8 protein-coding genes are annotated in these 14,451 nt (G+C 47.5%); 3 read left to right on the top strand and 5 right to left on the bottom strand.

The window, feature by feature from the left end; genetic code table 11:
- Nucleotides 1–4: 4 nt before the first annotated feature.
- Nucleotides 5–973, bottom strand: coding sequence for an ABC transporter permease (locus PPA03S_RS20570; protein WP_082704241.1), 969 nt, complete (start codon nucleotides 971–973; stop codon nucleotides 5–7).
- Nucleotides 974–1,257: 284 nt separating this feature from the next.
- Here PPA03S_RS20570 and PPA03S_RS20565 point away from each other — a divergent pair, with 284 nt between their 5' ends.
- Nucleotides 1,258–3,543, top strand: a complete 2,286-nt coding sequence (locus PPA03S_RS20565) for a helix-turn-helix domain-containing protein (RefSeq protein WP_062325747.1) — start codon at nucleotides 1,258–1,260, stop codon at nucleotides 3,541–3,543.
- A gap of 75 nt (nucleotides 3,544–3,618) precedes the next feature.
- Here PPA03S_RS20565 and PPA03S_RS20560 read toward each other — a convergent pair whose 3' ends face one another.
- Together PPA03S_RS20560 and PPA03S_RS20555 are read right to left on the bottom strand one after the other, a co-directional pair.
- Nucleotides 3,619–4,644, bottom strand: coding sequence for a leucine-rich repeat domain-containing protein (locus PPA03S_RS20560; RefSeq protein ID WP_062325745.1), 1,026 nt, complete (start codon nucleotides 4,642–4,644; stop codon nucleotides 3,619–3,621).
- A gap of 312 nt (nucleotides 4,645–4,956) precedes the next feature.
- Nucleotides 4,957–6,864 carry a carbohydrate-binding protein gene (locus PPA03S_RS20555; protein WP_062325743.1) on the bottom strand — a complete coding sequence of 636 codons (1,908 nt, stop codon included), beginning with the start codon at nucleotides 6,862–6,864 and terminating at the stop codon, nucleotides 4,957–4,959.
- 484 nt (nucleotides 6,865–7,348) lie between these two features.
- Between PPA03S_RS20555 and PPA03S_RS20550 the strand changes: the two genes are divergently transcribed.
- On the top strand, nucleotides 7,349–8,515 hold the full coding sequence (locus tag PPA03S_RS20550) for an aminotransferase class I/II-fold pyridoxal phosphate-dependent enzyme (protein ID WP_062325741.1): 1,167 nt from the start codon (nucleotides 7,349–7,351) through the stop codon (nucleotides 8,513–8,515).
- 218 nt (nucleotides 8,516–8,733) lie between these two features.
- On the top strand, nucleotides 8,734–10,794 hold the full coding sequence (locus tag PPA03S_RS20545) for a methyl-accepting chemotaxis protein (protein ID WP_062325739.1): 2,061 nt from the start codon (nucleotides 8,734–8,736) through the stop codon (nucleotides 10,792–10,794).
- 542 nt (nucleotides 10,795–11,336) lie between these two features.
- Here the strand turns inward: PPA03S_RS20545 and PPA03S_RS20540 are convergent.
- Both PPA03S_RS20540 and PPA03S_RS20535 read right to left on the bottom strand, forming a co-directional pair.
- On the bottom strand, nucleotides 11,337–13,385 hold the full coding sequence (locus PPA03S_RS20540) for an iron ABC transporter permease (protein WP_062325737.1): 2,049 nt from the start codon (nucleotides 13,383–13,385) through the stop codon (nucleotides 11,337–11,339).
- A complete protein-coding gene (locus PPA03S_RS20535; protein WP_062325736.1) occupies nucleotides 13,382–14,383 on the bottom strand; it encodes an ABC transporter substrate-binding protein in 1,002 nt (333 codons plus the stop codon). The genes PPA03S_RS20540 and PPA03S_RS20535 overlap by 4 nt, the downstream gene beginning before the upstream one ends.
- Between the last annotated feature and the right edge of the window lie 68 nt (nucleotides 14,384–14,451).

Genomic DNA, 14,451 nt, shown 5'->3' with positions numbered 1-14,451 from the left:
CTTTCTACCATAGACTGGTCTCACTTAATCGGCGGCTGAGCCAGTTGGCTGTATAGATGAAGATCAGACTGATGACTCCCATGAACAAATCAATGGACGCACCATAGCTGAAGTTCCCCTGTACCATGCCTACCCTGTAAACATATGTGCTGATAATATCCGCTGTATCGTAGATCGCCGGATTCTGCATCAGGAAGACTTTTTCGAAGCCAATCTCCAATACTTTGCCGATATTCAGTATCAGTGTAATGACGATCGCGGGAGATATCCCGGGCAGGGTGACATGCCAGATTTTGCGCAATCGGCTTGCTCCGTCCATATCCGCAGCTTCATACAACTGCGGGTCGATGGCCGTCAGCGCGGCCAGATAAATGATGGTTTCCCAGCCAATGTGCTGCCAGATTTCAGACAGGACATAGATGCCACGAAACAGCCCGGGTTCATTCATGAAATTGATTGGCCCAATGCCGATTCCTGCCAGCAAATTGTTAATTAGCCCTCCGGTTGGGGACAGAAACATAATCACCATACTCGCCACGATTACATTCGAGATGAAATGCGGAAGATAGCTGACCGTCTGCACAAAACGCTTGAATGCTGCCCTTCGTACCTCATTCAGCAGAATGGCCAGCAGGATCGGGGCCGGAAAGCCGAACACCAGCTTATACACTCCCAGCAGAAACGTATTCTTCATCAGCGGCCAAAAATCGGGATTCTCCAGAAACATCCGGTAATATTTGAATCCCACCCAATCACTGGCCCAAATCCCTTTAAACAGATTGTAATCCTTGAACGTGATGACCAAACCAAACATCGGCGCATAGCGGAAGATCAAATAATACAGGAGGCATGGCAGGAATAGCAGCCATAGCGCCTTGTTCCTGTTCCAGGTTCGGATCAAACGCGACTTCCGCCGAGGCGGCCGGTGCGCTTCTTTTTGCGGTTTGCTTTGCATTACACCAGTATCAGCCATCGGCATGCCCCCTCTTGCTTAGATGATTGTACGTTGTTTTTAATGATTGTGCATTGACTTGCATGTTAGCTTACTTCCCCGGAATTCCGGGATTCGTCTCCGAATTATAGCTGCATTCCTTTAGAAAGCGCTATCTACATGTTATATAACTTTTCTCCTTTACTCCTTTTTTCCAGATATCCGCGTATAATTCAGTAAAAGTGTATATTGTTTGTGTCAGCTTTATGCCGCTATGATAGGATTAAACCACTCGATCCGGGGCTGTACTTAAGGGGGATTTCATAATGAAGGGACTGCTTACAAGCAAATTCGCACTGAATGGACTGTTTGTCAAGCTAATGCTGAGTTTTCTCAGTGTCATCCTGATTTTGGCTTCATTTAACCTGTTCTCCCATCTGTACTTAAGCAACAAGGTTTATCAGGAGATGGTCAGACAAAATGAACTGGGCCTTGCACAGACCGTTGAAGGGTATGAGAATCACTTCCGACTGACCCAGAATATGATTCTGGCCCTCACTCAATCGGATACCTGGACAGCTAACCTGGGCATTTTGAGCCACATTAAGGAGAACCGACGTTACGATCTTCCCGCAGAGGTCAAGTCAGACCTTTCCACGCTGTACACCAATCCTTTTTTGCATATCGACAATTTCATTCTCTATTTCAAGCAAGAAGACTATGTACTGGAAAAGGAAGGTCTCAGCAGTGCCAGCGATATGTTCGGGAAATATTATTATAGTAAAGAATATCCGCCGGATTACTGGAAATCTCAAACGATGAACAACCAATTCCTGAAAGTGATGCCTGCCGCAGTTTTCACGGAAAACACTCTTCATTCTTCACGCTCTCTCGGACAACTGATGCCTGTCATGATGAAAGCTATTCCTTACGAGGATGTGTACGGCATTGTTATGCTGAACCCGCAGCGTATGCAGGATACGTATGGGGATGCCGGCAATAATCCATTCTACATTCTGGACACCGAAGGGCACCTGCTCTTCACCACAGATGGGAATATGCCGACGAACCCTCAGCTTCCTGCAGATGGAAGCAGACATGAACGTATTGGGGATCAATACTACTTCTATGAGAAAGGCAAGCAAACCGGTTTTACCTACGTCCGGGTTACCCAAGCGGCGGTAATTGCCGCGGAAATGCGCGGTATGCAGCTGCTGCTGGCTGTCCTGCTCGGCGCTGCCATACTGGTCAGTGTGCTCTCCTCCCTGTTTTTCAGCTTGCGATTAAACCAACCGCTTCAGCGCCTCATTGCAGCCCTTGACCGAACCACGGACGGTGGACCGGACAAATGGAGCAGTGTAAAGGAATTTGCCATGATTGGCGACCGTTTCAGCTCTATTCTGGAGAATAACCGCTACATTCAAAGTGATCTCGCACAGAAAAACTCTCTTGTACGCCAGTATGCCTATACCCATAAAGTGAAGAACATCCCGCTCAGCTCTTATCTTGCGGAGCTTGAGGAGGTTCGGCAGCCCGAGCAGCCCTACGTCTCCATCTTGTTCAAGGTTGGCTTCAAATCCCTGTCGGATGAATTCGGTCAGCATACCTTGTTATTATGGAAACTGATTCAGAGTCTGTTCACCAGCAGCCAAAACAACAGTGTTGCCCTTCAGCCCGAGCAGGATCAGCTGCTCCTGCTGCTATTCGATCCCGGTCCGCAGAGTGGTATACTGCAGGCGCTGGATACACTGAAAGAATTGCTCGCTACCGAAGAATCCCTCTACCTAACCATCGCAGTGAGTCCAGTATATTCCGGAGAAATCCCGTTTACCGATGCGTACAGAAATCTGTCCATTCTGTTGAAAGAGCGGAGACTCAATGGGGAAACGCAGATTATTGTAGAGCCGCGCGCTTCCTCCTCTAATGCCTTCCATGTGAAGGTAACCTATGGGGAGGAGCTGCACAATCTGCTGCAATCCGGTAATGAGGAGGCTGTTCTCGCTTGGCTGGATCGCCAGTTGGAACAACTGCTGCACAAGGATGCGGCCGCGGAAGACTTCCGCACATTTGCAATCGGCGCAGTCGAACAAATTGGCAAGACGGTGATGAAGCTGAATTTGACACACATCGAATCCGAGCTTCGCTCTTCTCCTCCGGGAGAGGCTTTTGCTGGTTTTCATTCCATGCAGCAGTACAGGGAATGGCTTCAGGCGTTGGCTCAACCGGTACTTGCGGCAGTACGCAGCCAGTTGGAAACGCGCGATCCGGTTATCACCTTTGTGCTGGACTACCTGGATCATCATTATGGGGAAGATATTAATTTGAATATTGTTGCCGACAAGTTGAATTTAACTTCGGGGTACCTTTCGAGTATTTTCAAAGAAAAGACCAGCATCAACTTCAGTGAATATCTGAATAATCTGCGGACGGAGCGAGCCAAGGAGCTGCTTGTGAATGTCGATCTGCGAATTCAGGATATCGCCACACAGGTTGGCTATCAGAATGTCAACTCGTTTATCCGCATGTTCAAGCGTCGGTACGGGATGACCCCCGGAGAATACCGCAAGCGTCATGCAGGTGATGAGCCATTCATCTCCTCCAGTCATGGCTAGAAGGCGTGAGCAGGTATTAAGCAAAGATGTTGTAAATACACAAACGCCCGCTCGGAAGCGGGCATTGTGTATGATCTACATTAGAATTTTGGACAGGTGCACATGAGCCATCGAAGGGATTCGTTGTTCTTGAGGAATATTCTCATAGAGAAGATGTCCTTTCCCTGCTTCAACCATTCGTTCTCGCATGGCAGCAATACGACCTTTACTCTGATCGATAAAACGGAAATCGACCTGTTGCAAACCTGGCATTTCAGTCAATCTTTCAAAAGCTTCTGCCTTGATTCCCTTATGTATCTCTTTGAATTCCAGCACCTCTAGTTGATCCGCTGTCCACAGATTGTCCAGCTCCTGTAACGATTTCATAAAATCCAGTTCAAGCTGCCTAAGATTCTTCATGAGTGAGAAGTCGCACAGACGCTCAATTTTGGGCAGGGACAGATGCAGAAAGACTAGATGATGTAACTTCCCCAATGCCTCGATCTCGGTCAGATTCTTTACGGACGACAACCTCAGCATGCGGATATTGGATTCAGCCAGTACTTCGAGTGAACCAGCCAATGTACAATGATCGATAGCCAAATACTCAATAAATGGCAGGTCTACAACAAAATCAAGCTGATCAATGTCACAGTTCAGGACGAGGGTACTCAATCGAATGCAGTCCTCAATCGGCGAGAGATCGGGAAATTTCCCACTAAGTGCGAGGTAATTCAAGTATTTGTAACTCCGAATGAAGTCCAAATTTTGCTTTTTGGGTGAGCGAATGTTTAGAAACTCCATCTTTTGCAGCGCACCTAATACACTCAAATCCTGTGGCTGCTTGATATCCAGCTGTAAAGCAGTGACATACTTTAAACCTGCCACTATCCCCAGAAACTCTTCTGAATACCGCCCCTTCACATCTATGTTGGATACATTTAAAATCAAATCTGGTCGTTTGGCAAACACATGTTCATCCAGTTTTCGCAGATCATGCATTTCGTCCAGCCCGACAACATAATCAATTGCAGCCCGATTCCGCAGCTGGTTGATCGCCTTGTCCATTTTGTCCTCATTCCAAGGAACTCCACCCATCGAAGCAGCCCACGGTTCGTTCATTATGGATCACCCTCCCTTTCTGTGATACTGATTCATGACTAGAATTCCTTTAATTGTAAATCATGAAGAGCACATTGAGAAGTCCGACGTTCTAATCGGCTTATTGCCCTCAAGAACGGATAACAGATACAGGTAACCCCTCTCCGCTTCTCCCTTCGAAAAGTAAACTCCCCCCACATGGCTTCATGCGGGGGTTCAGCATTTCAAGAAGAAGGCGCTTCATGCTTCATCTACTCTACATGGAAATAGTCGAAATCGACATAGTCTTCTCAACATCGCATTGCCTCCTGATCTTTCGGATCTAACCATAGATCACAAGGAATATTCCATATAATCTACATACGCATCCCATGTCCCATTATCCGTGGTTACAACCAGTTTGACCTCCTGCGGTCCAGTTGCATGGGTGATGTTGGACAAGGTTTGAACGGTTGGCTGAGTTCCTGTGAAATAAAAGGAACCATGTGTGACGCCGCCAATAACCAGATCCACTCTTGCTGTACTGCTGTTGTTGGAGGCACCCCGCACCGAGAATTGATGGGTTGGATTTCCAAAATACTGGTTATACGCCACAGCATCCTGATTGGCATATAAGGCTACTCCGTTGAAGGGGGAACTGATCGTTCCCGCATATGAACCACTTAGGGTCATACTCTCAGCTTCAACCTTGGTCACCGGGTTGCTGGATGTGTTGCTGCCAAACTGCCAATAATCCAGATTGAACAAGTTACTGCTGCCTGAGCCCGTGAACACCAGATATAACCGATGGACACCTGTCGCATTATTCACAGTGGTCTGGATTTCCTTCCAGTTCTGAGCCCCACTTGTCGAAGTCACATTAAGCGTACCAACAAGCGGACCTGTAGCGCTGTCGAGACATATTTCAATGTTGCCGCCCACCGTCGAGGCAACATTGGCTTTAAAGGTACTCGCACCTGCGGAACCAAAGTCCACGTTCCCCAAAGCAATCCAGTCGCCATTATGAATATTCGTGACATTCTGGTTGCTGTAAGGGCCACCGCCAGCCTGAGTCGGCTCGGTTGTGATGCCCGCTTGCCAACCAATCGTCTCCGCTTCCACCCGGTTGTACGGGTTCAGATTGGCGATCTGCGAGATGCCTGCCAGGTTCCCCTGCACTTCCTGAATCGTGCCATCAGCATTATGCACCAGCCTGTTAATATGCGGCGAACGGTATCCCTTGCCATCGCCTAGCTGAGCTTTACTTACCGTTTGAGCATGATACACGGTATACCATTGGTTGTTGAAATTAAATACAGCATGGTGATTGTTGCCACCGACACCGAAGAAGGCATAAGGATTTTTCAGAAAATGACCTTTGTACGTGAACGGACCCATCGGATTGTCACTTACCATGTAACCAATCTCTCCTGCCGGATAGGCAGCAGGGTGTGTGCCGGAAAAGTTAATGCAATATGAGTAATAGTACTTCCCATTGTACTTATGAATGCCCGAATCCTCGAACAAATAAGGCGCATCAATCATGGCTGCACTTCCGACAATGCTCGTCATATTGTCCCCCAGTCTGAGAACCCGGGCCGTTTTGGGATTCGCAATGGACGCCGGATCGGAATTATTCGGAATGCCTCCACCAACATACAGGTATCCTGTGCCGTTATCATCAACCAGCACAGCCGGGTCAAAAAGCCATGTCACGCCTGACATGCCAGGCGTACTGAGCGTTACCAGCGCCTTGCCGAGCGGGTCGCTCCAAGGTCCAATTGGTGAATCCGCCGTAAGCACACCAATGCCTGATGCACTGTTCGCAAAATAAAGGAAGAACTTGTCCTTTCCGGCTATGCTTTTTTTGGTAGCGACTGGAGCCCAGGACCCCCACGCCCACTTGGCAATGCCCTGACCGTTATTGGCATTATTGCTGCCTGCTACCGGAATGGCCCCGTGGTCTGTCCAGTTCACCATATCGGCAGAGGATATAACATGAACTTTGTTCAGCATGCTAAAGTCGTTCTCTTTAACCGTACCATTACCGTTGTAGGCATAAGCATCACTTGACATATAAACGTAAACTCTGCCGTTGTGCACCAGCACACTGGGGTCGGCTCCCAATTTATGATCCATGAGCGGGTTCGCGTTTCCAGGAAGCTTCGCGAGAGGCTGATTGGCAGCATGAGTGAATCCCATAGGCAAACCACTGAATAACAGAACAATTACCAGCAAAAATACCAATCGTTTTCGAATCATTCACTTTTCCTCCAATTTGATTTGAATTTGTGAAACATGAATCTGAATCACTCACCTCTTTTCTGTGCAGATTGCCTCCCGGAAAAGCGCTAGCATATATGGTTTCAGCCGAGCCACTTACAACCTGCTTTTGCGAGGTCAACATAGCTCGGACACCAACCCTAGATTGAACAGAAGTTAAGATTCAGACCAAGTCATATAATTACTCCGGTTGTTTATTGGAAACGCTTTCAATATGATGAACCAAGAAGTGTTCAGCCTGAAGCAGAGAGTATTTTATGTAATTATTTTCTATATATAGCATTATTTTCTTTATTTAAAGACATCATATCATACTTTATTCAATATTCAACTCATTTCTAGCTTTATCCTCAAATTTTGGATGTGTGTCAATGAAGATCCTCTCGCTCTCTTCTCATTTGTCCCTCCTCCATTTATGATAGAAAGAGACTACTGGCGAATCAGTTACGGAGGTTGTGTCACGATGAAATCTGCTAAACGTATGAATTATTTTAAAGAGGGGATTTTCACCCGCTTGCTGGAGATAAAGCGACAACGACTGGAGAATGGCGAGCCTGTCATTGATCTTAGTGTGGGCACACCCAATATTCCTCCAGCACAACATATTATTGACGCTTTGGTTGAAGCCGCAGTGGACACCCGGAACTATATTTACGCCATCAATGATCAAAGTGAGCTGCTGCAGGCGGTTAGCGAGTGGTACCAAACAAGGTACCAGGTGCAGCTGAACCCCATGACCGAAATCTGCTCCTTGCTCGGCTCCCAGGAAGGTTTGGCGCATATTTCGCTGTCCATTGTGGATGAAGGGGATATCGTTCTCGTTCCCGACCCCTGTTATCCGATTTTCGCGGATGGGCCCTTACTGGCGGGAGCTGAATTATACTACATGTCGCAAAAGGAAGAACATGGATATGTCATTCAACTTCAAGATATCCCTGAGGATGTCGCACAACGTGCCAAATTCATGCTGGTGTCCTATCCCAACAATCCCACGACCGCGATGGCACCGGACCAGTTCTACCTCGATCTGATTGCTTTTGCCAAGAAATATGATATTATCGTTCTCCATGACAATGCCTATAGTGAGCTTGTGTTTGATGGACGAGCGTGTGGAAGCTTCCTTTCGTTTCCCGGGGCGATGGATGTGGGCGTAGAATTCAACTCCTTGTCGAAAACCTACGGGCTCGCCGGCGCGCGGATCGGCTTCTGTGTGGGTAACCCGGATATTGTAGCGATGCTGAAAAAATTAAAGTCCAATATGGACTATGGGATGTTCCTGCCACTCCAAAAGGCTGCTATTGCTGCAATTACCGGAGATCAGACGGACGTTGATCGGGTGAGGGCCATCTACGAGGAGCGCAGAAACATTCTGTGCGAGGGTTTTAGCCGATTGGGATGGGAGATTGCCAAACCTGAAGCTACGATGTTCATCTGGACGCGAATTCCTGCTCATTATGACACATCCGAACAATTTGCCATGGATCTGGTCACCCAGGCAGGGATTATCGTAACCCCAGGAAGTGCCTTTGGACCTTCAGGCGAAGGATATGTACGATTGGCATTAGTTCAGGATGTTGAGATGCTCCACCGGGCTTTAACGTTTGTGGAAGACGCTGGTATTCTAAATTAGCAATTTATACAAACAAAATAACCTTATCATTACAATTTATTATACCGTTATAAAGGGAGCTATTAGGCTCTCTTCTTTTTTCGTGCCTTTATGCACTATAGTTTGAATTGTTCATTCTATCCTGCCCTCTCCATCTATCGAAAAGCAGCCCAAATTCCGACATATTACATAAGAGCTAATCAGCTCATTCATTACAGATTTCGGGGGGAGATGGCAACATGTCACAGCTTTCAAAAAAGAGGGGCTTCAGATTGTCAAGCATCGCCAACACTTTGTCCATGGTGTTGTTAGTCATTATCGTTGTCGTCTTTTCTATTCTGGGAACGTTTATGTTCTCCAGCACCCGAAGCATCCTGATCAAGCAGCAGGAATCTATGCTTCAGACCAAGACACAAGCCATCGTCAGTGAATTCGATGCACTATTTAAGGAAAAAGGTTCACTTGTTAAACAGATGTCTACAAATAATCTATTCAAACAATATATTGAAACGACGGAGCCTGGGACGGTAAAAACGTCAGAATATGCAGCAGAGACACAAGCCACGCTGGCAGCCATTGTTGCGGCCGAACCTTCCTTTGCAGATGCGTGGGTAGCCGGTGTATCCGGCAAAGGATTCTGGTTTCAGAATGACGGTGCATCTTCCGATTCCGCGTTTGTTATCCAGGATCGTCCGTATTACAAACCGGCTGTTGCAGCAAACGGCTTGTATTACTCCGATCCGTATGCAGATATTGCTTCGGGAAATGTACTCATGGGTATCTTCTATCCGGTTAAGAATGACAGCGGGGAGTTAATCGGATTTGTCGTGGCTGATATCGCCTTTAAAGACATTCCTGCCATTATGAAAAGCTACACGCTCGGAAGCACAGGTTATTCTATCCTCGCCTCCAAAACCGGAGAGTTGTTGTACCATCCGGATCAGAGTAAAGTGCTCAAAGGAAAAATAAATGAGAGTGCTGGGGACCTCGGCGACATCGGTAAAAAAATGATTGCCGGCCAATCAGGAGTACAGCTGATTAATGATAATGGAGAACGCCGCTATATCGGGTATGCCACCAGCAAGGATACCGGATGGTCGGTAGGCTTAACCATTTCGGAGAAAGAAGTCCTGGATGAATTAAAGACCTTTACCACGATTACACTTGGCGGCTTTATTATTGCGGCGATTGTGCTCGTTGTCATGGCGTATATCACCCTTCGTTACCTGCTAAGATCCATACCGAAGCTGCTGGAGAAAATCAAGTTGATTGAAAACGGGGATTTGACGGTTCCCTTTGATACGAAATCCAATAATGAAATCGGGCAAATTTCTCAGGGGATTCACCATATGGTGCAAAATATCCAGCGAATGCTGCAGATGGTTGGCAGCTCCGCTCAGGTCTTGAATCAGTCTTCTGACGACCTGCAATCGATATCTTCCAGAACGGCTATAACGATGAATGATACAGCAACCGCCGTCAATGAAATCGCTAATGCAACCAACTATCAGTCCATCGAAACCGAAAACATTTTACGCAAAACCGGAAACTTGTCTGGACAAATTGATGAAATCGCCAGCGATGCCCAAGCCATCGAGACAATGGTGCAGACTTCTGCCGAACAAAGCGGAATGGGGCTTCATGTAGTGGAACAGCTGTCTAGATGGGCCGCTGAAAATCATCATTCCACACAGACCATGTCCTCCATTATTCAGGATATTGATCTGAGCCGCAATGAAATATCCAGCTTTGTAGACACCGTGAAACAAATTGCTTCACAGACCAATCTGCTGGCGTTGAATGCCTCCATTGAAGCTGCACGTGCCGGTGAACATGGCAGAGGTTTCGCTGTTGTCGCCGAGGAGGTACGCAAGCTTGCTGAGCAGACTGCACAGGCGACTGAAGAAATTAACAAAAAGGTACATGTGATTGAAGAAAAGACTAACATATCCGTAGAGCATACCGCCCGCAGTTTGAACATTGCTGAAGAAAATGCCAAGTCTGTAGAGAACACCAAACAGGTCTTCTTTAACATTAACAAGGACTTGGAACATTTGAAATTGCGCATGATTCAAATCAGCAGCAACACCGCCAATATTCACAAGCATAAAGATGAGATTTTGCAGGCACTGGAGATCATTTCCTCCACAACAGAGCAGAACTCCGCTTCAACCGAAGAGGTAAGCGCGAGTACACAGGAGCAACTGGATAGCATCGAACAGGTTGCAGATCTCTCGAAACAATTGAATCAGTTGTCCACGAAGCTGCAGGACGAACTAAACGAATTCAAGGTCGAATAAAACCGTTGGTCAGACCTGCGCGTACGCCCGTTTGCCATTAATGGAGGACGAGAGCTGCTCCGCCAAGCGTTACTCATCACAATATATCCCCCAAGGTACAGTGCATGTGAGCTTCACGTTTATGAACGTGAACTTCACACACTGTAGCCCTTGGGGTTTTTAGTATGTTCCGACTACGTATTCGATGGTTTGACCTCACATACTCAGACATGCAAACAGGCAAAAACATAAAAAAGAGGGCTGTTCCCACGTCATAAGCATGACGGGGAACGCCCTTTGTTAGCAGTAATTTGATCTAATGAATCTGGCACACGTTATTTGCTGCCATTTGCACAGTGCTGAGATGTAACGAATCACTGAGACGTTATTTCGTCCATTTGGTCGCTTTATAGGCCCTGACAACCGTTTTGCACCGAAATAACGTCACTGAAGTTCGTTAGAAACTGCAATCCTTAAAACTCCACCCATCAGAGTACGGTAGATTCGTTAGCGCTTTGAAGCGAGAGGGAATCCCTTTGAAACAGCCCCCTGAATTAACATCGTTATACAGACTTGCGCCAGTTGGAACGATACATCAGATACAGGAAGTACGGCGTTCCAATAAGTGCAATGAGTATGCCGGATGGGATCTCTGTTGGCGCCATGACCGTTCTGCCGATCGTATCGGCCAATACCAGCATGACTGCCCCCGCCAATGCGGATAAAAACATGGATCGTCTTAATTTATGTCCGGTCAACAATCGAACCATATGTGGTGCAATCAGACCAATAAAACCAACAGTCCCTACACAAGCGACAGCACCTGCTGCCAGCAGCACACCCGTCGTCATGGCCAATAATCGTGTACGGCGCACATTCAGTCCAAGTCCTGATGCACTATTGTCATCGAATACCAACAGTTCGAATCTGCGAGCGAGCCACCAAGCCACCGGAACCAGGATAACTAAAAAGATACCGATTGTCCTCACCTGATCCCAGGTACGGGCATAGGTACTTCCGGTCAGCCAGATATATCCGCTGCTGCCATATACCGCACCACGTACAATCAGAATCTGAATACCTGCTCCAGCGATGGCAGACATCGCGATCCCCAGCAGCACAACCGCAGAAGGGTTCAGACCTTTCTTCCAAGAGAGGGAGAATACAACCACTGCGGCGATGGCTGCACCGATGATTGCCGCTATGGGCAGCAAATATATCGGAAGACCGGGCAGCAAGATGAGGACCATCATCGCTCCAAGCCCAGCGCCAGAGGACACACCTACGATTGAAGCATCCGCCAGCGGATTACGCACTGCCATCTGGATTAACACACCGCTGATCGCCAGTGCAGCACCTGCACCTGCAGCAACAAGCGTGCGCGGAATCCGAAGCTGAATCAGCGCAGAGAACAATCCATCCGATTGGAACAGACTCGGAAACAGATCCGCGAACGGAATTCGCATGCCGCCAAACATCGTACTGAGCAAAATCAGCATCACGGTTATGACCGAAAATAATACGGCCATCGGACCGAATGCCAAACGACGTGAAGGTGCCCCTGTACTCATTGAAGCGGACATGCCCGACCCGTTCGCTGCCTTCATGCGTGTCAGTACAAGCCAGATCAGCCACGGCGCACCAATGATCGCCATTACAGCCCCTGTTGGCAGCTCCATGCTGGAGTTATGCACCATCTTGGCAAGCACGTCTGCACCAACTAAGAGCGCCGCTCCCCATATAAAAACACCGGGTAACAGTAATCGATTGGAACGTACACCACTCAATCGAACCAGATGCGGTGCCACGAGTCCCACGAAGCCAATGGGCCCGATCACACTGACGATCACCGCTGCCAGCAATACCGCGATAATCAAACCACCGGCACGAGCGAGTCCAACCTTTTGACCCAAAGAGGAAGCCGTGGATTCATCCAGTTCCAGCATATCCCACTGTCTGGACAAGATCAGCGCGAGAATGGTAATACCAACCACCCAAGGCCAAGCATAAGTTACACCACTCCAGTCATTCTGGACAAGGGTTCCTGAACCCCAAAGAAACAGCCCCTGCGTTTCCATGGAGAAAAAAATATGCAGTGCGCTTGTAAATGAACCAAGCACCATCGATATAATCATACCGGATAACGCCAGTCGAACGGGGCTAGATCTTCGTCCACCGCCCATGAAATAAGCTGCGAATGCTGCAAGCAATCCCCCAAGAGCTGCGAATAGAAAAGGCGACTGACTGAGTACGCCCGGAAAGAGAATGGCTCCCAGCACCACGATAAAATATGCTCCTGCATTAATGCCCAGTGTGTCTGACGCAGCGAGTGGATTACGAGTAATCGTCTGCAGCAGCGCTCCCGCAACAGCGAGCCCCCCTCCTGCGATAATACCGATCACCGTACGTGGCATACGCAAATCCCAGATCATATTGTGTTCCAATGTATTCTGTTTTTCAGTAAGTGCGTCCCAAACGGTGTGTAATGAAATGGCTGCCTCTCCATAACAAAGGCTTACAAAAAAAAGCACGATGAGAGCGGAAAGACCGCCCCCATATATGCTTATTGTACGCCAGTTCATAGCTGGCCTAGTTCCCTGAACCGAACTCATTTGGTAATCGCCTCAACAACCCCGTCAACCAATACTTTGGAGGAGATCGGTCCACCAAATGTCCATGTTGTGCTATCGAGTTGATAAATACGTTTATCCTTCACAAAGTTCAGCCCGTTCCAAACCGAATTATCTTTCATCGCTGTTCCAAAAACATCATCGTCCGGCTGTGTAATATAAATGAAATTACTGTCCTGTACAGTCGACAGAGATTCAATGCCTACAGTGGAGAAGCCATACCCTTCAACCTTGTCCGGCTGCCAATCATTAATCATGCCGATCTTGTCCAATGTGCCAATGACAACCGAATTATCGGTAAACATACGCAGACTAGCTGCATTTTGATACGTGAATGCCTGTGTCAGTGCAAAGTGGAATTGATCTTTCCCTGCAGCAGCAAGCTTTTCTTTGGCTTCTACATAATGCTGATCCAGTTCATCCAGTACTTGCTTCGCTTTGTCCTCTTTACCAAGAGCGGTGGCAATGCTATTAAATATTTCTGTCATTTTGTCATAATTATAGCCATCACCATCATACGGATCGAATTCAATCGTTGGTGCAATCGCATTAAGCTGATCGTAAACGGCATTATTATTATCCGCATTAGCAATGATAAGATCTGGTTTCAATGCAGCAATAGCTTCCAGATTCGGCTCACTACGCGTTCCGATATCTGTCACACTGTCATCCAGCGCTGCTTCAGATGTTACATAGACTTTATAGTTAGCGTTGTCCGCATTACCTACTGGCTGAACACCCAGTGCAACCACGTCCTCCGTGTAGGTCCATTCCAGGGTAACCACTCGCTCTGCCGGCTTGTCCAGCTTAAGCTCCCCGCGTTTGTGCTTCACCGTTACAGGACCAGCTGTCTCTTCAGCCGGAGCACCGCCGGAATCGGCATCCTGACTTGGTTCTGTAGTACTATTGGTTTTACCGCAACCTGCCAGAACCAACACAAACGCCAGCATGATTAGAAGTCCGTTCAAGCTTTTTCTCATATCTCTTTTCTCCCCTGTTTATATGTATTTATATGATAACAATTATCATTATCACTTATGGATTATCC

The sequence above is a fragment of the Paenibacillus pabuli NBRC 13638 genome (genome assembly GCF_001514495.1).
Lineage (GTDB): Bacteria > Bacillota > Bacilli > Paenibacillales > Paenibacillaceae > Paenibacillus > Paenibacillus pabuli.
This window is presented reverse-complemented; position numbering and strand designations above follow the sequence as displayed.